This window comes from Streptomyces dryopteridis (assembly GCF_049606955.1).
Lineage (GTDB): Bacteria > Actinomycetota > Actinomycetes > Streptomycetales > Streptomycetaceae > Streptomyces.
The window spans coordinates 271,943-297,165 of sequence record NZ_CP187115.1 but is presented as its reverse complement, the minus strand read 5'-3'; the positions used below and the strand labels follow the sequence as shown (position 1 = coordinate 297,165).

Annotated in this window: 23 protein-coding genes and 1 tRNA gene; 17 read left to right on the top strand and 7 right to left on the bottom strand. The window is 73.2% G+C overall.

What is annotated here, in order from left to right; all coding sequences use genetic code 11:
* The first annotated feature begins 60 nt into the window (after positions 1-60).
* Both ACN20G_RS36575 and ACN20G_RS36570 read left to right on the top strand, forming a co-directional pair.
* Entirely contained in the window at positions 61-1,476 is a 1,416-nt protein-coding gene (locus tag ACN20G_RS36575; RefSeq protein WP_424217682.1) for an NAD(P)/FAD-dependent oxidoreductase, read from the top strand.
* 64 nt (positions 1,477-1,540) lie between these two features.
* A complete protein-coding gene (locus tag ACN20G_RS36570) occupies positions 1,541-2,311 on the top strand; it encodes an SDR family NAD(P)-dependent oxidoreductase (RefSeq protein WP_424217681.1) in 771 nt (256 codons plus the stop codon).
* Between the two features lie 55 nt (positions 2,312-2,366).
* On the opposite strand, the gene ACN20G_RS36565 is transcribed toward ACN20G_RS36570, so the two are convergent.
* A complete protein-coding gene (locus tag ACN20G_RS36565) occupies positions 2,367-2,609 on the bottom strand; it encodes an E3 binding domain-containing protein (protein ID WP_424217680.1) in 243 nt (80 codons plus the stop codon).
* Positions 2,610-3,083: 474 nt separating this feature from the next.
* On the opposite strand from ACN20G_RS36565, the gene ACN20G_RS36560 reads away from it, so the two are divergent.
* The gene (locus ACN20G_RS36560; RefSeq protein WP_424217679.1) at positions 3,084-4,292 is read left to right on the top strand and encodes an IS701 family transposase; all 1,209 of its coding nucleotides are present in this window, start codon (positions 3,084-3,086) and stop codon (positions 4,290-4,292) included.
* Between the two features lie 53 nt (positions 4,293-4,345).
* On the opposite strand, the gene ACN20G_RS36555 is transcribed toward ACN20G_RS36560, so the two are convergent.
* The gene (locus ACN20G_RS36555; protein ID WP_424217678.1) at positions 4,346-5,587 is read right to left on the bottom strand and encodes an MFS transporter; all 1,242 of its coding nucleotides are present in this window, start codon (positions 5,585-5,587) and stop codon (positions 4,346-4,348) included.
* 54 nt (positions 5,588-5,641) lie between these two features.
* Here ACN20G_RS36555 and ACN20G_RS36550 point away from each other — a divergent pair, with 54 nt between their 5' ends.
* Positions 5,642-6,388 (top strand): AraC family transcriptional regulator, encoded by a 747-nt coding sequence (locus tag ACN20G_RS36550; RefSeq protein ID WP_424217677.1) that lies wholly within the window; start codon positions 5,642-5,644, stop codon positions 6,386-6,388.
* A 23-nt stretch (positions 6,389-6,411) separates the two neighbouring features.
* On the opposite strand, the gene ACN20G_RS36545 is transcribed toward ACN20G_RS36550, so the two are convergent.
* A complete protein-coding gene (locus ACN20G_RS36545) occupies positions 6,412-7,395 on the bottom strand; it encodes a LuxR C-terminal-related transcriptional regulator (protein WP_424217676.1) in 984 nt (327 codons plus the stop codon).
* 165 nt (positions 7,396-7,560) lie between these two features.
* Between ACN20G_RS36545 and ACN20G_RS36540 the strand changes: the two genes are divergently transcribed.
* The 6 genes from ACN20G_RS36540 to ACN20G_RS36515 all read left to right on the top strand — a co-directional run bounded on the left by ACN20G_RS36540 (position 7,561) and on the right by ACN20G_RS36515 (position 12,421).
* Complete coding sequence (locus ACN20G_RS36540; protein ID WP_424217675.1) at positions 7,561-7,917, top strand: hypothetical protein; 357 nt, start codon at positions 7,561-7,563, stop codon at positions 7,915-7,917.
* Between the two features lie 141 nt (positions 7,918-8,058).
* Complete coding sequence (locus ACN20G_RS36535; protein WP_424217674.1) at positions 8,059-8,268, top strand: hypothetical protein; 210 nt, start codon at positions 8,059-8,061, stop codon at positions 8,266-8,268.
* A 140-nt stretch (positions 8,269-8,408) separates the two neighbouring features.
* On the top strand, positions 8,409-9,812 hold the full coding sequence (locus ACN20G_RS36530; RefSeq protein WP_424217673.1) for an FG-GAP repeat domain-containing protein: 1,404 nt from the start codon (positions 8,409-8,411) through the stop codon (positions 9,810-9,812).
* A gap of 110 nt (positions 9,813-9,922) precedes the next feature.
* Positions 9,923-11,056 (top strand): transglycosylase family protein, encoded by a 1,134-nt coding sequence (locus ACN20G_RS36525; RefSeq protein ID WP_424217672.1) that lies wholly within the window; start codon positions 9,923-9,925, stop codon positions 11,054-11,056.
* Between the two features lie 74 nt (positions 11,057-11,130).
* A tRNA-OTHER gene (locus tag ACN20G_RS36520) sits at positions 11,131-11,218 on the top strand.
* A 102-nt stretch (positions 11,219-11,320) separates the two neighbouring features.
* Positions 11,321-12,421 carry a ferritin-like domain-containing protein gene (locus ACN20G_RS36515; RefSeq protein WP_424217671.1) on the top strand — a complete coding sequence of 367 codons (1,101 nt, stop codon included), beginning with the start codon at positions 11,321-11,323 and terminating at the stop codon, positions 12,419-12,421.
* Between the two features lie 77 nt (positions 12,422-12,498).
* On the opposite strand, the gene ACN20G_RS36510 is transcribed toward ACN20G_RS36515, so the two are convergent.
* Complete coding sequence (locus ACN20G_RS36510; protein ID WP_424217670.1) at positions 12,499-14,022, bottom strand: MmgE/PrpD family protein; 1,524 nt, start codon at positions 14,020-14,022, stop codon at positions 12,499-12,501.
* A gap of 209 nt (positions 14,023-14,231) precedes the next feature.
* Here ACN20G_RS36510 and ACN20G_RS36505 point away from each other — a divergent pair, with 209 nt between their 5' ends.
* The 5 genes from ACN20G_RS36505 to ACN20G_RS36485 all read left to right on the top strand — a co-directional run bounded on the left by ACN20G_RS36505 (position 14,232) and on the right by ACN20G_RS36485 (position 19,283).
* Complete coding sequence (locus tag ACN20G_RS36505) at positions 14,232-15,146, top strand: class I SAM-dependent methyltransferase (RefSeq protein ID WP_424217669.1); 915 nt, start codon at positions 14,232-14,234, stop codon at positions 15,144-15,146.
* Positions 15,136-16,086, top strand: coding sequence for a diacylglycerol/lipid kinase family protein (locus tag ACN20G_RS36500; RefSeq protein WP_424217668.1), 951 nt, complete (start codon positions 15,136-15,138; stop codon positions 16,084-16,086). Before ACN20G_RS36505 ends, ACN20G_RS36500 begins: the two co-directional genes overlap by 11 nt.
* Positions 16,087-16,173: 87 nt before the next feature.
* Complete coding sequence (locus ACN20G_RS36495) at positions 16,174-17,622, top strand: DHA2 family efflux MFS transporter permease subunit (protein ID WP_424217667.1); 1,449 nt, start codon at positions 16,174-16,176, stop codon at positions 17,620-17,622.
* Positions 17,623-17,657: 35 nt separating this feature from the next.
* On the top strand, positions 17,658-18,359 hold the full coding sequence (locus ACN20G_RS36490) for an SGNH/GDSL hydrolase family protein (RefSeq protein WP_424217666.1): 702 nt from the start codon (positions 17,658-17,660) through the stop codon (positions 18,357-18,359).
* A 225-nt stretch (positions 18,360-18,584) separates the two neighbouring features.
* Positions 18,585-19,283, top strand: a complete 699-nt coding sequence (locus ACN20G_RS36485; RefSeq protein WP_424217665.1) for a GDSL-type esterase/lipase family protein — start codon at positions 18,585-18,587, stop codon at positions 19,281-19,283.
* An 18-nt stretch (positions 19,284-19,301) separates the two neighbouring features.
* Here ACN20G_RS36485 and ACN20G_RS36480 read toward each other — a convergent pair whose 3' ends face one another.
* Positions 19,302-20,303, bottom strand: coding sequence for a hypothetical protein (locus ACN20G_RS36480; protein ID WP_424217664.1), 1,002 nt, complete (start codon positions 20,301-20,303; stop codon positions 19,302-19,304).
* A 29-nt stretch (positions 20,304-20,332) separates the two neighbouring features.
* Complete coding sequence (locus ACN20G_RS36475; RefSeq protein ID WP_424217663.1) at positions 20,333-20,971, bottom strand: TetR/AcrR family transcriptional regulator; 639 nt, start codon at positions 20,969-20,971, stop codon at positions 20,333-20,335.
* A gap of 594 nt (positions 20,972-21,565) precedes the next feature.
* On the opposite strand from ACN20G_RS36475, the gene ACN20G_RS36470 reads away from it, so the two are divergent.
* Positions 21,566-22,339 carry an AfsR/SARP family transcriptional regulator gene (locus ACN20G_RS36470; RefSeq protein WP_424217662.1) on the top strand — a complete coding sequence of 258 codons (774 nt, stop codon included), beginning with the start codon at positions 21,566-21,568 and terminating at the stop codon, positions 22,337-22,339.
* A gap of 43 nt (positions 22,340-22,382) precedes the next feature.
* Here the strand turns inward: ACN20G_RS36470 and ACN20G_RS36465 are convergent, their stop codons facing one another.
* Positions 22,383-23,366 carry a bifunctional lysylphosphatidylglycerol flippase/synthetase MprF gene (locus tag ACN20G_RS36465; RefSeq protein ID WP_424217661.1) on the bottom strand — a complete coding sequence of 328 codons (984 nt, stop codon included), beginning with the start codon at positions 23,364-23,366 and terminating at the stop codon, positions 22,383-22,385.
* Between the two features lie 250 nt (positions 23,367-23,616).
* On the opposite strand from ACN20G_RS36465, the gene ACN20G_RS36460 reads away from it, so the two are divergent.
* On the top strand, positions 23,617-25,200 hold the full coding sequence (locus ACN20G_RS36460; protein ID WP_424217660.1) for an aldehyde dehydrogenase family protein: 1,584 nt from the start codon (positions 23,617-23,619) through the stop codon (positions 25,198-25,200).
* Positions 25,201-25,223 lie beyond the last annotated feature (23 nt).

Sequence of the window (25,223 nt, the reverse complement as noted above, 5' to 3'; positions counted from 1 at the left end):
GGCGGGCACGGGGGCCGGCCGCGCCGGACCGACAACGACACCAGGGGCGAGGACGAGGACATGACGACGGGCGGCGGCGCGGGCACGGACACGGGCCGGCGGGACGGGGGTGCGCGCGTGCGCGGCGGTGAGGGCCACGCCCTCGTGATCGGGGGCTCGATCGCGGGACTCGCGGCGGCCCGGGTGCTGGCCGACCGCTTCGCGCGGGTGACGGTCCTGGACCGGGACGCGCTGCCGCGGGAGCCGGGGTCGCGGCGCGGGGTGCCCCACGGGGACCACGGGCACGCCCTGTTGCTGCGCGGCCGACGGCAGTTGGAGGAGTTCTTCCCCGGCCTCGGCGGTGAACTGCTCGCCGCCGGCGCCGTCTCCTTCGACCCCGGTCACGACCTGGTGATGCACCAGATGGGCTCGACCCGCCGCCGGTTCCGCGGCACCGACCGGGGCATCAGCCTCACCCGGGCGGCCCTGGAGGCCGGCGTCAGGCGTCGGGTCACGGCCCTGGCCGGCGTGACGATCCGGGACCGGTCCTCGGTCGTGGCGCTCACCGGCGGCCCCCGGCGGGTCACCGGTGTGGAGCTGGACACGGGCGAGACGCTCCGGGCCGACGTGGTGGTCAACGCCTCCGGGCGCGGCGGCTCCGAGCCCGACGCCCTGCTGCGGCGCCTGGGCGCCCCGGTGCCCGCCATGGACGTCGTGAAGGTGGACGTCGGGTACACGACGCGGCTCTACCACCGGCGTCCCGGGGAGCGGCTCGCCGGTGACGCGCTGCTGCACCTGATGGCCGGGGCCCGGGGGGACAAGCGGGCGGCGGCCGTGTTCGCCGTGGAGGGGGACCGGTGGATGGTCACCCTCGGTGGCTGGCACCGCGCCCACGCGCCCACCGACCCGGCGGGTTTCGAGGACTTCGCCGCGCGGCTGCCCGGTCCGACCGTTGCGGAGCTGGTGGCGACGGCCGAGCCGGTGGCGTCCGCCCCGATCCGCAAGTTCACGTTCCCGGCCGCCCGGCGGCGCCGGTTCGAGCGGATGGGCGAGGTGCCCGGCGGCTACGTGGTCCTGGGCGACGCCTCGTGCAGCCTCAACCCGCTGTACGGGCAGGGCATGACGATGGCCGCGCTCCAGGCGGCGGCCCTGGGCCGGAGCCTGGACCGGGCGGGTCACACCGGGCCCGCGATGGTCCGCGCGCAGTACCGGGCCACCGCGCGGATCGTGGACGGGCCCTGGCGCATGGCCACGGGACAGGACTTCACGCATCCCGAGACCGTCGGCCCGCGGCCCCGGGGCACCGCCCTGTTGACCTGGTACACCGAGCGGGTGGTGCTCGCCAGCCACGTCTCGGAGCCGGTCAACCGCACGCTCATGGACGTCCAACAACTGCTGGCCCCGCCCGGCGCGGTGCTGCGGCCGGGCACGGCCCTGCGCGCGCTGGCCGCCGCGCGCCGTTCCCCGGCACTCGCCGCCGGCGTTCCGCGCACCTGACCCGGCGCCGGCCCGTTCCGGGCCGCTCCGCCTTCATCCGATCCGTCACGGAAGGGACCCTCACGTGTCCACGACCACCCCGCACGCCCCCGAGTTCGCCGGTCGCACCGCCCTGGTCACCGGGGGAGGCTCCGGCATCGGCCGGGCGATCTCCCTCGAACTGGCCCGGCGGGGCGCCGCCGTCGTCATCACCGGCCGGGACGCGGAGAAGCCGCGCCTGGTCGCGCGGGAGATCACCGCCGCGGGCGGCCGGGCGCTGCCCTTCGCGGCCGACGTCCGTTCCTCCGAGGAGGTCGCCGCCTCGGTGCGGGCCGCCGTGGAGACCTTCGGCGGCCTGCACCTGGCGGTCAACAACGCGGCGATCCCCGGCCCCAAGGGCATCACCGGGGAGTTTCCCCCGGAGGAGTTCGCCCGTGTGATCGCCACCAATCTGACCGGTGTCTTCACCTGCCTGCACCACGAGTTGCCGGCCATCGTCGCCTCGGGCGGCGGCGCCGTGGTGAACGTCGGCTCCATCCTCAGTGTGAAGCCGCTGCCCGGCTCCCCCGCCTACACCTCGGCCAAGCACGGCCTGATCGGGTTGACCAAGACGGCGGCCCTGGAGTACGCGCCGCTGGGCGTCCGGGTCAACGCGATCGGCCCCGGGTTCGTGGACACCCCGTTCCTCGTCGACTTCGACGCGGAGGCCAAGGAGTACTTCCGGGGGCTGCACCCGGCGGGCCGGTTCGGGACCCCCGAGGAGGTCGCGGAGCTCACGGCCTTCCTGCTGTCGGAGCGCGCGTCCTTCCTGCACGGCGGGTTCCACCCGATCGACGGCGGCTACACCGCCGCCTGAGCCCTCCGGGGGGCGCCGGTCGGGACTCGTGGCGGGCGGGATCCGGTCCCGGGCGTCAGGGCCGCGAGCACGCCGCCCGGCCGGCGCCCCCGCCGGGCAGGTCCGTCCTGCGGACCCGTCCGCCGACGCCGCTGCCGCGCACGCGGGCGAGGTCCACTCCCCGGCGGTCGGCCATCCTGCGGATCAGGGGATTGACCCGGGGATCGTCCTCGAAGACCTCGGCTTCCCCGGTACCGACGGAAACGGGCCACTCGTCCCGGGCTCTCTCGGATTCCGTCGAACGTCCCGCTCCGGTCATCGGCCACTCCTCGTGTCGTCCCGTTTCGCTGCGGAGGTCCCGGTCCGTGGGTGGTCGTCCCCCCTGGACGGCCACCCACCATCCCACGCGCTTTCCATCATGTGGAATCCAAAATCCAAAACGACGCTATGTCGGGACCTCGGACAAGGTCAACCGATGCCGGCGGTTCCCGTCGAATGAGCGATCAATTCCGGCCGAATTCTCATCGACCCACCGTCCAGGGCGACTTGAGGCCGTCTTGACCATCAACTAGGGTTCTTGGCGGGTCACCGACGGCGGAATCCGGCCGGCGGCCCAGCACCGGGAACACGGTCCACGCGCTTTCCATCGAACCCGGTCGCCCGGACTCCCCCCTGCTCGCGCGAAAGCCCGACGCGTCCGAGGCCACCGCCCGACCCCCTCCCCGCCCTCGCCACCACCGTGGCGCGGGACGCGGGAGGAGGCCGGGTCGAGAGCCAGCGAAAGGAACGTGGCATGCGCGACACCTACGGGGGACCCGAGATCACCGCACTCTCCACGGCGAGATCTTGGCGTGAAACAGCCCTGTCCGACAGGGGCACGAACCTCCGGCCGGCCGGCCCGCGCGAACCGGCCGCCGCCCTGCCGGCCGATCTGGTCGGCACCCTCTTCGAGTCTCTCGCCAGACGAGACCACCGTCTCAAGGGCGAGCAGTACCTGTGCGGCCTGCTCGGCTCGCCCGGACGGAAGTCCGTCCGCGCCATCGCCGCCCACCTCGGCGACGGAACGACCGAACAACGGCTCCACCACTTCATCTCCAACTCCACGTGGGACTGGATGCCGGTGCGCCGGGCCCTGTCCTCCTACCTCGGTTGGCTGGAAACCCCCAGGGCGTGGGTGGTCCAGCCCATGGCGATCCCCAAGGCCGGCGAGCACTCGGTGGGGGTCCACGAGGCGCTGGACCCGAACGCCGGGCGCTTCCACGGCCAACTCGCCTTCGGCCTGTGGCACGCCTCCCCGGCCCTGCGGGCGCCGGTCCACTGGCGGCTCTTCCTCCCCGAGGCCGAGAGCGACACCGCGCCGCGGGACTCGTCCCCGGACAGCGGTTTCCTGGAGTTCGCCGGCTGGGGATCCCCGGCCCGTCCCCTCGTCGTGAACATGGACATCGAGGACACCGGCGCGGGCATCGCCCGATTCGCCGCCGCCGGATTACCGGTGCTGGCGCGCGTGCGGAGCGACTCGCCGTTCGAGACGGCCGCGGGCGGCAACCGGCACGGCCGGCGGACCCTGTCGGCCCAACAGATCCTGACCGCCGCGCGGGGCCGACGCCGCCCCACCGACCCGACGGGTCCGGGCCCGGCGGGTGACGGCGGGGACACCTCGGCGGTGGCCGTCCGGGTCGCCGGCGTCGGCCGGGACCGGGCCGCCGGGCCGCTCACCCTGCTGGGCGTGTGGCGACGCCCCCGGCACCGCCCCGAGTCGCTGTGGGTCACCACCATGTCCGATGCCTCGGCGGGCGAGTTGCTGGGGCTGACCGAACTCGCGACCGCGGTCGAACGGGACCTCGCCGACCCGGACCCGGACACCGGGCTGCGGGACTACGAGGGACGGACCTTCCGCGGTTGGCACCGTCACATGACCCTGGCCTCCGCCGCCTACGCCGTCTCCGTCCTGCCCCCCGCCGCGGCCACCCCCACCGCGTACCCGCCCCGGACCGCCTGCTGACCCCACCCCCGCGTGTGCCGGGCGCCCGAGTCCGGCGCACGCGGGGGGCACGGTCACGGGGCGGGCCTCCCCGTCCTGTCCGCGGGCGGTGCGACGAGGGTCGCGGCCGGTTCGGGCAGGCCCCGGAAGGCCAGCCAGCTCAGGGCGGGCATCGCGATCAGGGGGACGAGGGCGGTGCGCAGGTCGGTGGCGTCGGCGAGCAGGCCGATGGCGGGGGCCGCGATGCCGCCCACGCTCACGGTCAGGCCGAGGGTGATGCCGGCGGCGGTGCCGACGCGGTGGGGCAGGTAGTCCTGGGCGAGGGTGACCTGGAGCGAGAAGGGCACGTAGAGGCCGGCGGAGGCGAGGGCCACGAAGAGGTAGCCGAGCGGTCCGGGCACGAACACGACGCCGGCGACGGCCGGGACGGTCAGGAGGTAGGAGCGGCGGACCACGGTGACGCGGTCCCACCGTTCGGCGAGCCGGCCGCCGAGCACGGTTCCGACGGCGCCGCCGAGGTAGAGGACGACGAGGGCGGCGGTGCCGGCGGCCGGTCCCCAACCGGTGCCGCGCGCCATGTGCAGGGCGATGAAGGTGCTCAGGCCGATGAAGACCACGGAGCGGCAGATCACCCCGAGGGTCAGGCGCAGGAAGGAGCGGTGGTCGTCGACGGCGACGGGGACGGGGGTCCGGGCGGCCCGCGCGGCCTCGGCCCGGGCGTCCTGTCGCCGCCGGACCACGCGCAGGGCCGGCAGGCACAGCACGCTGCCGGCGAGGGCCGGCAGCAGGAGCAGGGGGGACAGGGTCAGGCCGCCGAATCCGACGACGAGGGCGACCAGGGCGGGCGAGGTCGCGAACCCGAGGTTGCCGCCGAGGGAGAACCAGCTCATGCCGGTGTGGCCGCCCCCCGAGGCCACCCGGGCGACACGGGCCGACTCCGGGTGGTAGGCGGCCACGCCGATGCCGGACATCGCCACGAAGAACAGGGTCAGGGCGTAGGAGTCGCCGAGTCCGGCGAGGGCGACGCCGAGGCCGCCGACCACGGTGCCGGCGGGCAGCAGCCAGGGCATGGCCCTGCGGTCGGTGAGGGCGCCGAACAGGGGTTGGGCCACGGAGGACAGGAGAGAGGCGGCGAGCACGATGCCGGAGGCGGCGGCGTAGGTGTAGGCGCGTTCGGCGACGAAGAAGGGGACGAGGGCGGCGACGGCGCCCTGGTAGACGTCGACGCAGGCGTGTCCGACGGCGAGGAGGGTGATCGTGCGGTCCGGACGGCGACGGGCGGGGGGAGATGGGATTTCGGGCGTGTTCGTGGGCACCTCGCCATCGTGGTCCCCCCGCCCCGTGTCGCACTTCCGATAAACTGCCAATCCATGCGTGCAATCCGCCATGAGTCGATCGCCCCGACCCGCGTGCAGTGGATGGCCGCCGGGGCCGACATCGAGCCGCACCGGCACGACGACCACCAACTCGTGTACGCGGCCCGGGGCGTGCTCACCGTGACCACCGGGATCGGCACCTGGGTGGCGCCGGCGAACCGGGCCGTGTGGGTGCCGGCCGGGACGGTGCACGCCCACCGCGCGCACGGCCCCATCGACCTGCACCTGGTGGGAGTGCCGGCCTCGCGTCGGGCCTTGGACCCGGGGCGACCGGTCGTCGTCACCGTGGACGGGCTGCTGCGGGAGTTGATCCTGACGTACACCCGGGAGCCCGCGACCGCGGGGCCCGAACGGCGGCGGCTGTTCGAGGTGCTCCTCGACCGCCTGACGCTCTCCCCGGAGCAGCCCCTGCACCTGGCGTCGCCGACCGAGCCCCGGCTGCGGCGGCTCTGCGAGATCCTGATCGCCGATCCCGCCGATCCGCGCACCCTCGACGCGCTGGGCCGGGAGGTGGGCGCGAGCGCGCGGACCCTGACCCGGCTGTTCACCGCCGACACGGGCATGACCTTCACCCGCTGGCGCACCCAACTGCGCCTGCACCGGGCCCTGATCCTGCTCGCCGAGGGCCGGACGGTCACCGCCGTGGCCCACGCGTGCGGCTGGGCCACGACCGGCGCGTTCATCGATGCCTTTCGGGGCGTCTTCGGGCACACCCCCGGCGCGCACCGCGCCCAGGGCTGACCGCCCGCGCCGGCCGGAAGCGGTCAGAGCCAGCCGTGGTGGGCGGCCTTGACGCCGGCCTGGAAGCGGCTGCGGGCGTCGAGGCGTTCCATGAGGGTGGTGGCGACGCGGCGGGCGGTGCGGTGGGAGACGCCGAGGCGTTTGGCGATGGCCTCGTCGGTGTGGCCCTCGGCGAGCAGGCGCAGGGTGGTGAGTTCGGTGTCGGTGAGGCCCTCGGTGGTGCGGGTGGGCGCCTCGCCGAAGGGTTTGGCGCCGGCCCAGATCGATTCGAAGAGGGCGCACAGGGCGGTGAGGGTGCCGTGACCGGTCAGCACGACGGCGCCGGCGGCCGAGTCGTCACTGTTGACGGGGATGATCGCGGTGGACCGGTCGGCGATGATCATGCGCAGGGGGAGGGTGGGGGCGGTGCGGGCCTCGCGGCCGAGTTCGGAGAGCCACTGGGCGTAGGCCAGGGTGTGGGGGCTGTTGCGGACGCTGTCGAGGTAGACGGTGCGCATGCGGACCCCGCGTGCGAGGAGGGCCTGGTCCAGGGGTCGGGCCGCCTCCAGGTTCTCCTTGGTCTGTTCGCCGTCGGGGGCGAGGATCATGACCTCTTCGCGCATGTCGCGCTGGAGGACGGCGATGCGGTCGCGGATGGCGTCGAGACCGATGAGCTGTTCGACCCCGGGTTGGCCGACGGCGGGCCGCAGATCGGCGAACTCGGAGATGAGTTGGGCGGCGGCGGCCTGGGAGGCGGCCACGCGCTGCTGTTGGGCGAGGAGGTCGGCCTGCTGCCGGGCGAGCAGGATCTCCATGCCGACGTCGGGGCTGATGGCGTGCAGCCGCCCGGGGGCGCCGTGCGCCGGGCGCACGAGGGCCAGTTCGCTGAGGTCGTCGAGCGCGGACCGGACCTCGGCCTCGGAGAGGTCGAGGCGGGCGGCCAGGGCGGCCACCCCGTGGTCCGGGTGCACGAGCAGGGCCCGGTAGACGGCCTCGGTGTGTGGAGCGAGGCCCAACGACGTCAACATGGCAAGGTTCCCCCCTCGACCGGTGCGATGGGGGTGATCATCGCACGGTTCCGGCCATGCGGGCCGGCCGGTATTCCCTGGGACTCGGGCCCCTTTGGGCCGTGGACCAAAGGGGCCGGCGGGGTGCTCTGGCCGGGAGTGTCGGAGATTGACAGCCTCTGGCACATGTACCTCATTCACGCCCGGTTGCGGGCGCCCTCGGACACCACCGGGTCCGTGCTGCCGGTGGACGCGGCCGCGCGGGCCCTGGACACCGCGCGCGCCGAGGAGGCCGTGGAGCACGTGAGCGCGCACCCGCGGGCGGTGCCCGATCCGGTGCTCGGGTTCTTCGTGTTGGCCGACTCCCTCGCGCAGGCCGAGGAGCGGGTGGCGAGGGTCTGCGGACGGCTGCTGGGCGAGCACGCGGGGCTGCGCGGGTGGACGCTCGTACGGGCCGAGGCGCCGTTGCTGGCCCCAATGGGCCAGGGCCTCTTGGGGCCAGGGGGATCTCCTTCCGCCGGGCCCGAACGCCGACGAAAGTAGTGGTCACCGGGAGGGAGACACCGACCGGGGGACGCACACGGGCCCCGCCTCACCGCGGAAGACGGGGCCGGAGGCGTCCGCGTCACACCACCCGTCAGCAGGTGTGGCCCCTTGTGGCCACCTCCCCGAAAGGGCACCCGGATGTTCTCCGTTCGTCTCGCCAAGGCCGCCGCGGTCCTCACCCTGTCCCTCTCCGCCGTCTCGCTCGGTGTCGCCGGTGTCGCCGGTGTCGGTGCCGGGGCGCAGGAGACCGTGACGGTCCGGGCCGCGGCGGCGACCGGTGTCGCGCCGCTGGACCTCGGGTGGCAGTCGATCCCGGCGGGTTCCACGCGGGACCTCGGGTGGCAGTGACCCCGCGCGTCGGGCCCCCCGCCGGCGGGGCGCGCCGCCCCGTGCGCTGATCCGCGCCCCGCCCTCTTCTTCGTCACGTTCTTCGTCACCTTTCCTCGTCGTTCCTCCCGGCAACGGGTTCCCAGGAGTTGAGACTTGCCATGCCCATGACCACCACCTCGCGTTCCGTCCTGCTCGCCGCCGTCCTCGCCTCGACCACCGTCGTCGGCGCTCTCGGCGCCACCGTCGCCCACGCCGCCCCGAACGCCCCCCGGGCCGCCGCGACCGCGACCGCCACGCCCGGCGCGGAGATCCCGCACCCCCAGGGAACCCCCGGCCCGCTCCAGGGCGCGACGGCGTACAAGGGCCCGGGCGCCTTCGCCCTGGCCGCGGCGGCGCCGATCACCCGCAGCGCCGTCATAGCCCGGGCCAAGACCTGGGTGGACGCGAAGGTCCCGTACAGCCAGAGCGACTACCGCGACGGCTACCGCACGGACTGCTCCGGCATGGTCTCGATGGCCTGGAACCTCGGCACCAACGCGTGGACCGGGAACCTCGACGACTACGCCACCCGGATCACCAAGAACGAGCTCCGCAAGGGCGACGCGCTGCTCTTCCACAACGCCGCCAACCCGACGAGCGGCTCGCACGTGGTCCTCTTCGAGCGCTGGACGGACTCCTCGAAGACCTCCTACATCGGCATCGAACAGACGCCCCCGCACACCGTGCGCCGCGAGATCCCCTACGCGTACTTCAACAACGCGAGCTCCTACATCCCCTACCGGTACGACAACATCGTCGAGGACGTGGTGGCCACCCGCGACCACGACTACACCGGAGACCTCAAGGACGACCTGCTGGGCGTGGACGCGGGCGGGGCCCTGCGCCTGTACGCCGGCAACGGCTCCGGCGTGGCCTTCTCCAACGAGGTCGGCAAGGGCTGGGGCGCGATGGACAAGGTGGCCGCCGCCGACTTCAACGGCGACGGGGACGGCGACCTGGTGGCCACCAACAAGACCACCGGCGAGCTCTTCCTCTACACCGGCAACGGCGACGGCGGGTTCAAGGCCACCAACGAGATCGGGCACGGCTGGACCGGCGTCGAACAACTCGCCGCCGGCGACTTCACCGGCGACGGCAAGGCCGACATCGTCGCCGTCAACAAGACCGACGCCACCTTGAACCTCTACACCGGCAACGGCTCCGGCGTCGCCTTCACCAAGCAGATCGGACAGGGCTGGGCCGGCATGACCCACCTGGTCGCGGGCGACTTCAACGGCGACAACCGCGCCGACATCGTGGCCATGCGCGAGGACACCGGCACCCTCTACCTCTACCCCGGCAACTCCTCCGGCGGCGGCGTCGGATCGGCGATCCAGATCGGCACCGGCTTCGGCGGAATGGCGCAGCTGACCCTGACCGACATCGACAACGACGGCCGCGCCGACGTCGTCGCCACGAACAAGTCGACGGGCGACCTGTACCTCTACACCAGCAAGAGCAACGGCCTGAACCCCGGCACCGTCATCGGCCAGGGCTGGGGCACCTTCAAGCACCTCGTCTGAGCCCCCGGGCAACACCGCCGCTCCCCCGCGGGCGGCGCCGCGACCGCCGGCGCCGCCCGCCCCCGCCGCCCCACCCCGCCCCGCCCCGCCCGAACGAAACGAGCCCCGTCATGTCCCGCGCTCCGCACGCCCCCTTCCGCCGCCGCGCCCTCGCCCCGCTCCTCGTCACCGCCCTCGCCGCCCCGCTGCTGCTCGCGCACGGCGCGTCCGCCGCCTCCGTCTCCACCTGGGACAAGGTCGCCCAGTGCGAGTCCGGGGGGAACTGGGCCATCAACACCGGCAACGGCTACTACGGGGGCCTGCAGTTCTCCGCCTCCACCTGGGCCGCCTACGGGGGCCGCGACTACGCCCCCAACGCGCACCAGGCCACGAAAAAGCAGCAGATCCTCATCGCCGAGAAGGTCCTCGCCGGGCAGGGCGCCGGCGCCTGGCCGCACTGCGGCGCCGTGGCCGGACTCGCCGGGGACCACGCCGACCCGTACCCGGCGCCCGAGGTGCACCGGGACCACGACTTCACCGGCGACCTCAAGGACGACCTGCTGGGCGTGGACGCGGGCGGCACCCTGCGCCTGTACGCCGGCAACGGCTCGGGCGTCGCCTTCGCCGGGGAGGTCGGGTCCGGCTGGGGCGCGATGGACAAGGTGGCCGCAGCCGACTTCAACGGCGACGGGGACGGCGACCTGGTGGCCACCAACAAGACCACCGGTGATCTGTTCCTGTACGTCGGCAACGGCAAGGGCGGGTTCAAGGCCACCAGCGAGATCGGGCACGGCTGGACCGGCGTCGAACAACTCGCCGCCGGCGACTTCACCGGCGACGGCAAGGCCGACATCGTCGCCGTCGACAAGACCGACGCCGGCTTGAACCTCTACACCGGCAACGGCTCCGGCGTCGCCTTCACCAAGCGGATCGGAAGCGGCTGGGACAAGATGACCCATCTCGTCGCCGGGGACTTCAACGGCGACAAGCGCGCCGACGTGGTCGCGATGCGCGAGGACACCGGCGCCCTGTACCTGTACCCGGGCAACGCCTCGGGCGGGGTCGGCGGCGCGGTGGAGATCGGCACCGGCTTCGGCGGGATGGCGCAGCTGACCCTGACCGACGTCAACGACGACGGCCGCGCCGACGTGGTCGCCACCCACCGGACCACCGGTGACCTGTACCTCTACACCGGCAAGGGCAACGGCCTGAACCCCGGCACCGTCATCGGCCAGGGCTGGGGCAGCTTCGAGCACCTCGTCTGAGATCGGGGTTTCAGCGGGGTCTCAGGGGGCTTTGGCACTGTGGGGACGTCACCGGGTGAGGCCGGTGGACGCAGGGAGAGGTTCCCGTAGTGGCCCAACGGGGCCGGGACGTGTCCCGGCCGGGGTTCAGGCCCCCCGCAGGTTCGAATCCTGCCCTCTCCGCCGCGTGTGCAAGACGAGGACGGCGACGTGTCCGACGACGAGAAGACGTCGCCGGACACGTCGCCGTGCAGCGCTCTTCGCAGACCTCAGGAGATGTGCCCTATGTCCGGCCCGAGTGCCCGTACCGACGACGACACCGAACTCGCCTGGAACTTCCCCATGCGGGGGAGGAACCACTTCACGTGGGAGTACGACTCCGAGCGCGAGACGCTGCTGAAGCTCTATCAAAAGGGCAAGGACAAGCAGTGGGACAGCGCGAAACGGATCGACTGGTCCCTGGAGGTCGATCCCTTCGACGTCCTCGGAACCCCCGAGCACACCCTCGGCCTGTACGGGTCGCGGCAGTACGGCAAGCTCAACACGCGGGAGAAGCAGGAACTGCGGCAGCACATGGCCGCCTGGGAGTTCAGCCAGTTCCTGCACGGCGAGCAGGGCGCGATGATCTGCTCGGCGCGCATCGTGGAGTCCGTGCCCGACATCGACGCGAAGTTCTACGCCTCCACCCAGGTGATGGACGAGGCCCGGCACATGGAGCTCTTCTCCCGGTTCGTGAAGGAGAAGATCGAGATGAGCTATCCGATCAGCCCCCACCTGAAGGCGCTGCTCGGCGACGCCCTCGACGATTCCCGGTGGGACATGCCCTACCTCGGCATGCAGGTGCTCATCGAGGGGTTGGCGCTGGCCGCGTTCGGCATCCTCCGGGACAAGACCACCAAGCCGCTGCCCAAGCAGATCCTGTCCTACATCATGCAGGACGAGGCCCGGCACGTGGCCTTCGGGCGGTTGGCCCTGCGGGACTACTACAAGAACCTGAGCAGTCGGGAGCTGGCGGAGCGCGAGGAGTTCATCATCGAGGGCTGCCACCTGATGCGGGACCGGCTGCGGATGCAGGAGGTCTGGGAGAACCTCGGCTTCGACATGAAGGAGTGCATGGAGTACATGAACAACGGGCCCCGGATGAGGGCCTTCCGTTCGTTGCTCTTCACCCGGATCGTTCCGTGCGTCAAGGACATCGGCCTGTGGAGCCCCAGGATCCAGCAGGCATACGACGACATGGGGGTGCTGCACCTCGGGGGCGCCGACCTGGTCAAGCTCATGGAGTCCGACGAGCTGCGGGCGGAGGCCCTGGACGCGGAGCGGCGCGAGATGGAGGCGCGGCGCGACGAGGTGCACGTGGCCATCGCCGAGGGCACCCTCGGCTGAGGCCGCCGCGCCGAGCCGGTGCCGGTACGGGGCCGGTGGTGTCCCCTCCTCGGGGGGACACCACCGGCCCCTCGGCGTCAGCGGGCCGGGTTCGCCGGGTGGCCGTCGAGGATCAGCGGGATCAGCTCGGCCACCTCCTCGGCGGACGCCTTCTCCAGCCGGTCGACGCCGTCGGCGAACTCCTCGCCGCCCCCCGTGCCCAGCCACTTCTCGCGCACCACCTCCGCGATCGGCGGGCGGTCCGCGCCGCCGCCGACGGCTCCCCGCGGCACGTGCAGCTCGCGTCGGAACTCGCGGCCGTCCCGCAGGCGCACCAGCACCCGCGCGCCCGTCACCTTGCGGGCGCCCGAGAAGTCCGGGTTCGACGGGGGCAGCTCGCCCACGAGGTCGACGAGCCAGTTCCCGTCCCCCTCCCAGGCCGCGCCGAACTGGCGCAGCCACGGCGTCCCGCGTTCCCCGGCCTGCCGCAGGGCCTCCCCGAAGGGCACCTCGCCGTGGAACAGCTCCCGGGTCATCTCCCGGTCCAGGCGCACCTCGACGCGGTCGGCGAGCGCCCAGCGTTCGGTGTCGGCGAGCGCCCGCTCCGTGAAGTCCTCGGTGCTGAGCCGCCCGGTGAGCAGGGCGGTGGCCAGGGTGTAGCGCAGCGAGAAGACCAGCGCGCTGACCGGGGAGACCTCTCCGCGCAGGTACTCGGCGGCCCGGCGTTCCACCGCCGCCGTGTAGAGGGAGGTGTCCACGGTGACCTCGGCGATGTCCTCGGCGCGCAGCGGCCGGTCCGGGGTCGACAGTTCGCGGTGCAGCTCCAGGCCCACGTCGATGGCGGCGTCCATGCCCGGGCCGCCGGGGTGCACCTTGAAGGAGGTCGTCCGGGTGTGCCAGCGCGTGCCGAGTCCGGCGACGATGGCCTCGGGCAGCGGCACCGTGGCGAAGCGGGAGAGGAAGCCCTCCGGGTGCTCGAAGATCACCGGGCTGCCGGCGAGTCCCGCCGCCGACGCCTCGCACGCGTCGAGCCCCACCCGGACCGGGGTCGCCGCCCCGAAGAGCTTGGCGTCTCCGTCGAGGAAGCCCACCGGCACGGTGCGCGGGGGGAGTCCGAAGCCGAGGCCGAGGGTGTCCACCCAGCGCCGCGCGGGCGCGTCCTCGCCGCGCAGCCGGCCCGCTATCGCGCCGGTGACGTGGGTGAACGCGGCGCTCTGGCCGCGGAAGGGGCCGAGCGTGGTGGCCGCGGTGATCCGGGCCGCCGTCTCGTTGGCGACGATGATCGAGGTGAGCAGCCGCTCCCCCGTGAGCCCTTGTCGACGGGCGTAGGCGAGGGGAACGGTCACGGTCGAGTTGGACAGGTGTCCGGCGTAGGCCGTGTCGTCGAAGTGCAGCCAGGAGCCGAGGCTCGCCAGGACGTACGCGGAGCGGGCCGGGTCCTCTTGGAGGGGCGCGCCGAAGGCCCGGACGAACCGGCGCCCCAGGGGGTGGTCGAGACCGGCGCGCACGGCGGCCGACTGGGACAGGATCTGGTGTTTGGCGGTGGTGACCACATCGTCGGGCACGTCGTCCAGGCGCAGGGCACTCGCCCATCGCGCCAGTTCTTCCGCGAGCGTCGTCACGGGTTCTCCCTCGGTTCCGTCGGGCACGCGCGGGCGTTGTCGCCGTCGCGTCGCGATGTCCACGCGTGTCTTACGCGCGAACCGGCCGGAGCCCTCGACACGGGGGCGCGCGTCGTGGCGCGGACTCGTTTTGAGGGGCTCGCGGGCCTGTCGCGTAACAGGAGGTGTTCGCGTTCAGTCCCCGAACCTCCCGAGCGAGAGGCACCGTCATGACCGCCGCACTTCCGCCCACCCGACTGCGGTCGGGGCACTCCAGCGAGACCGCGCACCTCACCGCCCGGGCCCGCGCCGCCGACGCCGTCGTCGTGCCGGAGCGACGGTTGCTCGGCGACACCTACGCGCACCTGTTCGTCACGGTGCCCCCGCCGGTCACCTCCGAGGAGGCGCTCGACCGGCTCGGGCGGCTGGACCGGGCCCACGGCGGGTTCATCGCCGAGATCCTGCTGCGCCAGCGGTACTTCGAGGAGCGGGTCGCGGGCGCCGTCGCGAGCGGGGTGCGTCAGGTGGTGCTGCTCGGCGCCGGATTCGACACGACGGCGCTGCGTCACGACGGCCCGGAGGGGGTGCGGTTCTTCGAGGTGGACCACCCCGCCACCCAGGCCGCGAAGCTGGAGGCGCTCGGTTCGGCGGGGGTCCGGGCCCCGTCGGTGACCTCGGTGCCGCTGGACTTCACGACGGGTGAGCCCTTGGGCGAGGCGCTCGCCGCGCACGGCTTCGACCCCTCGACGCCGTGCGTCGTGGGGTGGCTCGGGGTGACGTTCTTCCTCCCGTCCGAGGCCGCCCGGGCGACCCTGATCGAGCTGGGGGCCTTCGTCGCCCCCGGCAGCCTGCTGGTCTTCGACTACATGGACCGGGCCGTCGTGGACGGCACCAGCGCCCACGAGGGGGCCCTCTCGATGGCGCGTCAGGTGGCCGAGCAGGGTGAGCCGTACGTCAACGGCCTGACCCCGCGGACCGCCGCCGAGGCGGCGCGGGCGGCGGGCTTCGAGCCGGTGGAACTGTTGCGCGTGCCCGATCTGGTGCGGCGCTACGGCGGGGCAGACCCGTACTGCCGTGACGACGACTTCATGGGCCTGGTCGCGGCCCGGCGCCTGCCCCGGGAGGAGGGTCACCGTGCCGGCTGAACCGACCTGGGCGCGGCGGGTGCTGCTGATCGCCAATCCCCGGGCCGGCGCCGGGGACCGGAGCCGTGTCGACGAGGTCATCGCGCGGTGCGAGCGGCTGGTGCCGCGGGTGGACGTCGTGCGGACCACGCGGCGGGGGCACGCGCAGGAGTGCGCGGCGGGCGCGTCCACCGCGGACGTCGACGCGGTGGTGGTGCTCGGGGGTGACGGCACGGCCGGGGAGGTGGCCTCGGGGCTGGCCCGGCCGAACCCGGCGCGTCCGGCCGGCCGGGCGCCGGCGATGCTGAACCTGCCCTTCGGCACCGGGAATTCCTTCTTCCGGGAGATCTGGGCCGACGCCCCCTGGTCCGAGGTGCTGGAGCGGGCCCTGACGGGTGGTCGCCCGCGGCTGCGGCGGGTGGACATGGCCCACGTCCGGGAGACCGGGGCCTGGGCCCTGCTCGGCGCGGGCGCGGGGCTGGTGGCCGAGGTGCTGGTGGCCGCGCGGGACCTGCTCGACGTGCAGGGCAGGGACCGCTACCGGCTCGCCGTCGAACGGACGATGCGCACGTACGTGCCGTACGAGGGGCGGGTGAGCGTGGACGGCGCGGTGGTCCACGAGGGGCCGGTGACCTTCGTGAACATCGGGGGCGGGCGGCATCGCGCGGGCCGGTTCGAACTGCTGCCGCACTCGGTCGTCGACGACGGCCTCCTCGACGTGTGCGTGGTGGGCGGGCAAACGGACGTCCGGGAACTGGCCGGTCTGACCCGCGACGGGAGCCACGTGGGGCGGCCCGGGGTGGTGTACGAGCGGGGCTCGCGGATCGTGGTCGAGCGGCTCGACGGGCGGCCGTTGTCCTTCGAACACGACGGCGAGTTGGGGGCCGAGGGCCTCGCGCGCTACAGCGTCGAGGTGCTTCCGGGCGTGTTGCCGGTGCTCGCGCCGATCGGTCGCGAGTGACCTGGGTCACGTCGCGGAGAGTCCGTTGACACTCACTCCCGGAGGTAAATACATTCCTACCAACGGTATCTAAGAAAGGTCAGTCCCGTGGCTACCACTGGTGTCGACGTTCCACAGCGACGCTTACCCTCGCTGCTCCTGCTGGCGTCGGGGGCGTCGTTCCTGGCCGTGCTCGACGTCACCGTCGTGAACCTCGCCGTTCCCGATCTGCACAAGGACTTCGCGCAGTCCGCGTTCAAGGACCTGTCCTGGGTCATCACCATCTACGCGGTCGTGTTCGCCGCCCTCCTGGCCCCCGCCGGGCGGCTCGCGGACACCCTGGGGCGGCGCAAGCTGTTCCTCGTCGGTGTGGGCGTCTTCACCGTGGGCTCGCTGCTGTGCGCCCTCTCCCCCAACCTCGCGACCCTGCTCGGGGCCCGCGCGGTCCAGGGCCTGGGCGCGGCGGCCATGATCCCCGCCTCCCTCGCCATCGTCCTCATGGACTCCCCGCCCGAGCGCCGTCGCGCGGCCATCGGGCAGTGGAGCGCGGCGGCGGCGCTGGCGGCGGCGGTCGGCCCGACGGTCGGCGGCGTCCTGGTGGACGTCTTCGGCTGGCGCTCCCTCTTCCTGATCAACATCCCGTTCGGCCTGTTCTTCCTGTACGGGGCGAGCGGCATCCCCCGGACCGCGGGCGCGGGCACCGAACGCAAACTGCCCGACGCCCTCGGCACCGTCCTGCTCGGCGCCGGCGTCGGCGTGCTCTGCCTGGGCGTCAGCAAGGTCGGCGACTGGGGCTGGTCCGACCCCAAGAGCCTGGTCGCCCTCATCGCCGGCCCGGTCCTGATCGCACTGTGCCTGCTGCGGTCCGCCAAGCACCCGGCGCCCGCCCTGGAGATCTCCCTGTGGCGCAGCCGCACCTTCGCCCTGGCCAACGCGGCGGCGTTCTTCTACGGCATCGCGCTGTTCGCGTGGCTCCTGGTCGGCGTCCTGTACGTCACCCAGGTGTGGGGCTACTCCGAGTTGGAGGCCGGCCTCGCCATGACCCCGGGCGCGTTCGCCGCGACGATCGTGGCCATGCAGGTGGGCAAGCTCCCGCCCTCCTTCGGCCCCCGGCTCGCCACCACCGGCGGCGCGGTCATCCTGGCCGGCACCGGCTTCCTGCTCGCCTTCACCCTCCCGGACCACTCGATGTTCCTCGCCTACTGGCTGCCGCTGGGCATCCTGGCGGGCATCGGCATGGGCGCCATCACCACCGGCACCTCCACGGCCGCCGCGCTCTCGGTGTCCCCGCTGCGGTTCGCCGGCGCCACCGGCCTGAACCAGACCGCGCGTCAGATCGGCGGGGCCCTGGGCATCGCGGTGCTGGCGACCGTGGTCTCCGGCACCCTCTCGGACGTCGCCGACTTCGAGGACATCTACCTGATCGCCGCGTGCTCCTCCGTCGTGGTGGCCCTGCTCGGCCTCGGGCTCAGCACCCGGCCGCCGCAGGCCCCGGCCGCCCCCGCGCCGCCGACCGCCGGAACGCAGCAGCCCGCGGCCGTCGACGCCGCCAACTGAAGCCGAGCGACCCCTCACCCCAAGGAGCAGTCACCATGACGGTCCCCGAGCTCGCGCCCGACCTCTCGCGGGAACTGCGCGACCCCCACCTCCTGACGGCAGAGGAGATCGCCGGCCGGCTGCGGGGAGCCCCCTGGCTCCGGTACGCGGCCGTCGGCGACAGCATCGTGGAGGGCACCCGCGAGCCCGTCGAGGGCTACGGGAACCACAGCTGGGCCGACCGTCTCGCGGTCGGGCTGCGCGGGATCAACCCGGGGCTGGAGTACCGCAACCTCGGCGTCCGCGACCTGACGGCGGCCCGGGTCCGGGAGACCCAGCTCGACGCCGCGCTCGCCTTCGCCCCCGACCTCGCCGTCGTGGTGGCGGGCGGGAACGACATGCTGGGCAAGCACTTCGACGCGGACGCCGTGGAGCGCGAGCAGGTCCGGATCGTCTCGGCGCTGCGCGAGACCGGGTGCACCGTGGTGACCATGGGCCTGTTCGACAACACCTGGACCCCGTACGTCGCCGAGAAGTACAAGGCGGTGATGCGGGAGCGGATCCAGCGGTTCTCCGAGCTCACCCGGGGCGTCTCGGAGCGGCTGGGCGGCCTCCACGTCGACCTGCCCGCCCACCCCGCCGGCAAGGAGCCGATCTTCTCCTCGGACGGTCTGCACCTCAACGCGCGCGGGCAGGCCGTCGTCGCGACGGAGATCGTCCGCGTCCTCGGCGACCGGCTCGCCGCCGGACTCCGCTGATCCAGCACTGATCCACCACTGATCCACCGAGAACACAGGACGGTTCCGGCCGGCACGGGCGTGTCCGTCCCCCGTGACGCCCGCGCCGTCGGGACCCCCGGGCTCCTCGTCAGAGGGGCCCGGGTTTCGGCGTCCCCGTCCGCATCCCCATCCCACCCCCGCACCACGCCCCGTCGCGTCGCGTCCCGGTGCGGCCGCGGGACCATCCGATCTCAGGAGGACACCGTGAACACCGTCTCCGCCGCCGACGGGGAGGACCCCTACCGCATCGACCCGGAGGCGGCCGCCGAGCTGTTGGCGCCGGCCCCGTGGGGGCGGTTCGTCGTGCTCGGCGACGGCTTCGCACGGGGAGCGGACACCGCGCGAGGCCGCGCCGGGGGCCCGTGGGCGGACCGGGTGGCCACCGCCCTGCGGGCGACCCGTCCCGACCTGGCGTACGTCAACCTGGCCCGGCGGGACGCGGTCGCCGCGCACGTGCGCGCGGGGCAACTGGGCCGGGCCCTGGCCTTCCGGGCGGACCTGGCCGCCGTGGCGGCCGGCGGCAGCGACGTGCTGCGGGACTCCTTCGACGCCGACGTGACGGAGGCCGAACTGGCCCGGATCGTCGGGCCGTTGCGGGACGCGGGGGTCGAGGTGGCCCTGCTGTCCCCGTTCGCCGCGCACCGCGCCCCTGCCGGGCAGCCCGCCCCGGCGGACCTCCGGCAGGGGCGGCTGCGGTTGCTGGCCGAACGCGTCCGGGGGCTGGCGCTGCGCACGGGCGCGGTCCACGTGGACCTGAGCGTCCACCCCGCCAACTCCGACGCCGACATCCGCGACCGGGCCGACCGGGAGGTCACGCCCCGGGGCCACGCCGTCGCGGGCGCGGCGGTGATCCGTCGGCTGGGCGTCCACCTCGGGGTGAACGGCGGCTCGTCCGTCCGGTGAGCCGGGTGCCGGGCCGGATCAGGGCCCGCCGCGGATGATCAGGGCCTCGCCCCGGCCGGCGTCCGCGCGGACGGCCGCGCCGAAGGTGCCGCCGCCCCGGTGGAGCACCTGCGCCAGGTGCAGCGCGATCCGCGGTCCCGAGGCGCCCAGGGGCAGGTCGGGAAGGTCCGCGCCCTGCGCGGCCGGGTCACGGGCCGGGGCCGGGAGGCGGCGCGACAGCAGCGCGGACCCGGCCGGCAGGGCCCGGTCCACCTCCACGTGATCGAGTCCGGCCGCGGTCAGCCCGGCCCGCTCCAGCGCCTCCTCCAGGGCCCGTGCGGCGAGCGCCGCCGGGGATCCGGCCGACCCCGTCACCGCGGCGTACGCGGAGATCAGGGCCAACCGGCCGAGCCCCAAGGAGTCGGCCAGCGCCCTGTCCACGACCACGGCCGCCGCGCCGCCGGGCACCGGGGCCGCCTCGCGCACGCCCCGCGCACCGGCCTCGGGGACGCAGATCCGTACGGCGGGGACCGAGGCGGGCGCGCGGGCGACCGCCCGCTCGGCCCAGTGCCGGGCCCCGTCCTTCTCCGGCACGGTGGAGGCCGCGCGCGCGGCGGCCTCGCAGACGAAGCGGCCGAGAAGGGCCTCGGCGAGCTCCGGTTCCCGGGCGAGCGGGGCCCGCAGCGCCTCCAGTCCGGCCGCGATCACGATCTCGTGCGCGCCCGAGCGGACTAGGGCGTCCGCGCGGGCAAGAACGGACAGACCCCGCGCGGCGGCGCCGGTCCCGGCGGCGAGGGGGAGCGCCGACGGCCGCACCCCCGCCTTGAGCGCGGCCTCCCGGGCGGCGCGCGGCCCGGGGTCCGACGCCGGGTCGCCGCCCACGACCACGTGCCCCACGTCGTGTCCGGCGATGCCGGCGCGGTCCAGCGCGGCCCTGATCGCGACCGCGCCCGCGTCGACCGCGGACAGCGGGCCCGTGCCCCGGCCGGTGACGGGTGTCCGGGCCCCGGCGACGAGGACGGACTGCGACGTGCCCGACATGGGGTCCTCCGATCGAGCGGCCCTCGTCACTACCGGTCGTTCGCGGCGGGAGCGGTGCGGACGAGGGCCTCGAACAACCCGCGGAACTGGCTCAGGGTCGCCTGGAGGAGGACCTCGGGATCCTCCGCGTGCGCCATCGCCATCGCGGCCTCGCACTGGGCCCCGTAGACCATCGAGGTGAGGGAGTCGACCTCGTGTCGCGGGAAGCGGCCCTTGCCCAGCGCCCGGGACATTCCGTAGAGCATCATGCGGCGGCAGTCGGCCCGGATCTCCCGCATCGCCTCCCAGCCCAGGGCGCCCGGGGCGTCGATGAGGGTGATGCGCTGGGTGCTCGGCTCCATGGAGCCCACCAGGAACTGCCGCATCCCCTGGAACAGCGCTTCCCAGGGGTCGTCGTACTGCGAGTAGGTCTGCGCGATGACGTCGGAGAGGTCCTGCTGCTCGCGTTCGTACACCGCGCGGAAGAGCTGCTGCTTGTTCTTGAAGTGGTGGTAGAACGCGCCCTTGGTGAGGCCGGCGGCGTCACAGACGGCGTCGAGCGAGGTACCGGCGTAGCCCTCTTGGGCGAACAGCTTCCGCGCCGTGCCGAGGAGTTGACCGGTGGTCGCGGACGAACGCTCCTGCTGTGTGCGGCGGCCGGCCCTGCTCGCCCCTGCCTGTCGGGTCACGGTCGTGCTCCTCCCTGCGGCCCTTTCCCCCGAGGTGTCGCCGGTTCGGAATGCCGTGAGGAGGGAGCGGCCCCACCAAGATTACCTACCAGGAGTACGCATCAGCAATGGGGGCGGGCACCCGACCCGAGGAAAGCGCTCGCGGCGCGAGATCCGGCCACGCCGGCCGCGACCGGGACCGGCGCGCCGGCCGGTAATGGACGAAAAACCGGCCGGTAACAACCCACGGTTTCTCGCCCCCCGACGGAAAACAGGGTGGAGAAATCTCGTGAACACCAAGATTCGGAACATCTCCGGCATCCCATTCGTCAGCGTTTCGATGAGCATGTCCATGCCGGCCAACAGGCGTGCCCCCACCGGTGGTTTCAGGCCGGCCGCGAGCTCCGCGCGAATCCGGAATCAGGCCAATTCGATCAAGAGGGGTTGTTAGTGAAATCTCCCCCTTGGTACCGTCTTTACCTGTCGCACAATTCCGAGACCGAGGTCGAAAATTCCGCAGGGGGAGCGGGAGCCCTTCGGAATCCGGTCGCCGACTCCCTCGCACGCGACGGCCCGCGCACCGCGACACAGCATTCGCATCTCTCGGGGGTAGACATGGAAATCGGCATCCTGGGGCCGTTACAGGTGTTCGACCAACACATCGAGATCGAGATACCCGGAGAAAAACTCAGAGCCATCGTCGCGACGCTCGCCCTCTCGCCCGGAATCACCGTCTCGTCCTTCGACCTCCTGGACGAGCTGTGGGGGGAACAACCGCCCCGCAGTGCCATGAACTCGCTCCAGGGGCACATCGCCCGACTGCGCCGGGTGTTGGTCCGGCAGAGCGGAAAGGAGGAAACGCGCGACGTCATCCGCACGACGGGATCCGGGTACGTCCTGACCCTCCCGCCGGAGAACGTCGACGCCTCGCGGTTCGGCACCGCCGTCGAACGCGCGCGCCGCGAGGGACCGCGCGAGCCCGCCGCGGCCCTGACCCACCTCACCCGGGCCCTGGCCGCCTGGCGCGGGCCCGCGCTGCTCGACACCGGCCACGGCATGATCTGTCGGACCGCCGCCGCCCGGCTGGAGGAGACCCGGCTGCTGGCCCGGGAACTCGCCGTCGACGCCCGACTCGCCCTCGGCCGGCACGCCGAGACGGTCTCCGAACTGGAGCACCTGCTCGCCCGCCACCCGCTGCGGGAGCGCCTGTGCGAGCAGTTGATGATCGCCCTGTACCGCTCCGGCCGCCAGGCCGACGCCATCAGCACCTTCCACCGGGTCCGGCACCGGCTCTCCGCCGAACTCGGTCTCGAACCGGGACCCGCCCTGCGCGACACCCTGGCCGAGATCCTGCGCCAGGAGGAGAGCCTGCGCCACAAGGTCTGCTGAGCCGGCGCGGCCGCCGCGGCACCGCACTGCCGCGGCACGCCCCTCAGACGGACCGGGTCACCCGCAGGATCCGCCAGATCGCCCCCAGGTTCGCCCTCCCGTCGAACGCCAGGTACTCCGGCGACACCACGTGCGGCCCCCACTTCTCCTTGTAGGCCAGTTGGGTCGCGGCCGGATAGACCGCCCCGCCCCGCTCCGCGAGCAACCTCATGAACCTCCCGGTCAACCCGCTGTGACCGGGCAGCTCGCACGCCGGGTCCAGGCCGGTGAACGGCGTGAAGCCGAAGTGCAGCCACCCCGCCCCCTCCCCCGCGAACCGCTCCAGCGCGGCGGCGTTGACGGCCTCCATCACCCCGGGCGGCGCGTCGGGAAGCCGGCGGCTGAGGTCGTGGAGCCAACCGGGACGCGCCCCGTAGGCCGGGGAGTACGAGATGTAGGCGACCGGCCTGCCCTCGATCAGCCCCGCGAACAGCCTGCGGTACCGCTGGGCCGGACCCCCCACCTGCCCCACCAGGAACTCGATCTCCTTGACGTGCCGGCCCTTGGCCCGCAGCCAGACCCGGTCGATGTCCTCGATCCGCCGCGCGACCGCCTCGTCGTACGGCAGCTCGCGCACCTCCACACCGCTGCGCCGGGCCCTGGACACCTTGTTGCGCAGCTTCACGAACCTCGAACCCCGCAACGTGAACTCCGGCAGGTGCACGGAATACGAGGAACCCACCTGATTCACGGTGAACCCCTCCGCCGCGTACAGTTCGGCGTCCTCCCGCTGGAGTTGGATCCCCGTGATCCTGCACCGCCTTTCCCGCGCGTGTTCCCTGAATTCCGCGAGCAGCGTCCGCCGCCGCTCCTCGGGGGCGAACACGCCGCCGAACTGGATCAGGTGACCCCCCTCCCGCCGAAAGGCCACGAGTCCCCCGCCGCTCCCCGCGAAGTGCTCGTTCCGCTCGTTCAGGACGAGGAATGCACTGGGATTGTCGCCGTACTTGCGGACGGGTTCGAGAATCGACTCCACCGACTGACTCATCAACGCACTCCATCGTCCCGGCGATCAAGGGTGTGCGGGAACGTAACAGAAATTCCCGGAGAAGTGCTGAAACCCGCGTTTCAGCGAGATCTAAGCGACCTGTCAGGGCCCCCTGGAAACATCCTCGGCGGGGCACGCGCCCTCCAGGTCTTTCGAATCCCGAGGAGTGTTCGTGGGCAGTACACAACTGTCTATCCCGAAACCGCAGAGGGCGACCGCCCGCACGTATCACTCCTACATCGGGGGACGCGTGGTCGAGGGCACGGAGTGGGTGTACGTGCTCGACTCCGCCGCCCTCCTCGACGACGTGTTCACCGCCCTGACCCTCAAACGGAGGCTGGAGCAGGGGCAGGACACCGGCGACCACCCCCTCGACGTGGTCGTCGGACGGGTCGCCAAGGCCGACCGGGCCACCGTCCTCGCGGCCGTCGACGCCGCCGCCGAGGCCGCGCCCGTGTGGGGCGCCTTCCCCCTCGACACCCGCATCGAGCGCCTGGGTTCACTGCTGTACGAGAAGCTCGCCGCGCGGGCCGACGAACTCGCCGAGATCCTCGTCCAGGAGGGGCATCCGCTGATGCTCGCCCAATGGCAGGTCTCGGGGATGCTGGAGTGCTTCAGCCCCGACTCCAACGCCTTCTACCGCTCCCAGATGCTCCAGGAGTTCCACCGCGGCGAACGCCGGCTCCAGGTGCGCCGGCAGCCGGACGGGGTGGTCTGCCTCAACCCGCCCCAGAACGCCCCGCTGTCCAGCGCGCTCCTCGGCGTCACCGCCGTGATGGGCGGCAACGCCCTGGTGGTCCGCGCCCCGCGCAGCGGCCCGCTCGGCGTGATGTACGTGATGCAGGAGATCGTCGCCCCCGCCCTCGACGAGGTGGGCGCCCCGCCCGGCACCCTCAACGTGGTCTGCGGGGACCCCGGCCCCGTGCTGTCGGCCTGGCTCGCGAGCCCCGCCGTCGACGACATCATCTACTTCGGCTCCAGCGAGAACGGCACCCGGTTCGAGGCCCGCTGCGTGGCCGAGGGCAAGAAACCCGTGCTCGAACTGGCCGGCAACGACGTGGTGACCGTCTGGAAGGACGCCGACGTCGAACTCGCCGCCGAGGCCCTCACCGAGAGCTTCTACGGCTCCGGACAGCTGTGCATGATCCCCAACCAGGTCCTCGTGCACCCCGAGGTCGCCGACGCCCTCCTCGACGCCCTCGTGCGCAAGATCGGCCACATCCGCCCCGGATACCCGAGCGAACCCGACGTCCTGCTCACCCCGGTGCTGCGCAACGAGAAGTTCTTCGCCTACCTGGAGGACGCCCTGGCCAAGGGCGCCGAGCTGGCCTGCGGCGGACACGCGATGCAACTGGACGAGAGCCGCGACCCCAACGGGATCTTCCTGGAGCCCACCGTCATCGTCGTCCGCGGCCTCGACGACGCCCGCGAGATCCAGGCCGTCGCCCACGAGACCTTCTTCCCCCTGCTGCCCCTGGTCGTCGCCGAACCCGCGCCCGACGGGGAACTCCTGGAACGGTTCGTCGACTTCGTCAACTCCAACGCCTACGGCCTGCGCAACTCGCTGTGGGCCAAGGACGGCGCCGTCGTGGACCGGTTCCTGGCCCGCGTGCGCAACGGCGGACTCCTCAAGGTCAACGACTCGCACATCGGTTTCCTGCCCTGCCTGCCCACCCACGGCGGCACCGGACTGACCGGCGGCGTGTTCGGCGAGGCCAACTACCCGATCCTGCGCACCACCCACCTCCAGGGCGTGAGCATCTCGACGGGGTCCCGCCCGAGCGAGGCGGTGTTCGGGGCCTGGCGGACCCTGCGCGACAAGAAGACCCCCTGACCCCGCCGTCCCCGCCCCTTCGC

Coding starts and splice junctions, on each gene's coding strand:
- ACN20G_RS36530 (WP_424217673.1), top strand. CDS start 8,409: ATGCCCATGACCACCACCTCGCGTTCCGTCCTGCTCGCCGCCGTCCTC.
- ACN20G_RS36465 (WP_424217661.1), bottom strand. CDS start 23,366: ATGAGTCAGTCGGTGGAGTCGATTCTCGAACCCGTCCGCAAGTACGGC.
- ACN20G_RS36525 (WP_424217672.1), top strand. CDS start 9,923: ATGTCCCGCGCTCCGCACGCCCCCTTCCGCCGCCGCGCCCTCGCCCCG.
- ACN20G_RS36560 (WP_424217679.1), top strand. CDS start 3,084: ATGCGCGACACCTACGGGGGACCCGAGATCACCGCACTCTCCACGGCG.
- ACN20G_RS36490 (WP_424217666.1), top strand. CDS start 17,658: ATGACGGTCCCCGAGCTCGCGCCCGACCTCTCGCGGGAACTGCGCGAC.
- ACN20G_RS36540 (WP_424217675.1), top strand. CDS start 7,561: ATGTACCTCATTCACGCCCGGTTGCGGGCGCCCTCGGACACCACCGGG.
- ACN20G_RS36565 (WP_424217680.1), bottom strand. CDS start 2,609: ATGACCGGAGCGGGACGTTCGACGGAATCCGAGAGAGCCCGGGACGAG.
- ACN20G_RS36480 (WP_424217664.1), bottom strand. CDS start 20,303: ATGTCGGGCACGTCGCAGTCCGTCCTCGTCGCCGGGGCCCGGACACCC.
- ACN20G_RS36470 (WP_424217662.1), top strand. CDS start 21,566: ATGGAAATCGGCATCCTGGGGCCGTTACAGGTGTTCGACCAACACATC.
- ACN20G_RS36515 (WP_424217671.1), top strand. CDS start 11,321: ATGTCCGGCCCGAGTGCCCGTACCGACGACGACACCGAACTCGCCTGG.
- ACN20G_RS36545 (WP_424217676.1), bottom strand. CDS start 7,395: ATGTTGACGTCGTTGGGCCTCGCTCCACACACCGAGGCCGTCTACCGG.
- ACN20G_RS36535 (WP_424217674.1), top strand. CDS start 8,059: ATGTTCTCCGTTCGTCTCGCCAAGGCCGCCGCGGTCCTCACCCTGTCC.
- ACN20G_RS36575 (WP_424217682.1), top strand. CDS start 61: ATGACGACGGGCGGCGGCGCGGGCACGGACACGGGCCGGCGGGACGGG.
- ACN20G_RS36505 (WP_424217669.1), top strand. CDS start 14,232: ATGACCGCCGCACTTCCGCCCACCCGACTGCGGTCGGGGCACTCCAGC.
- ACN20G_RS36550 (WP_424217677.1), top strand. CDS start 5,642: ATGCGTGCAATCCGCCATGAGTCGATCGCCCCGACCCGCGTGCAGTGG.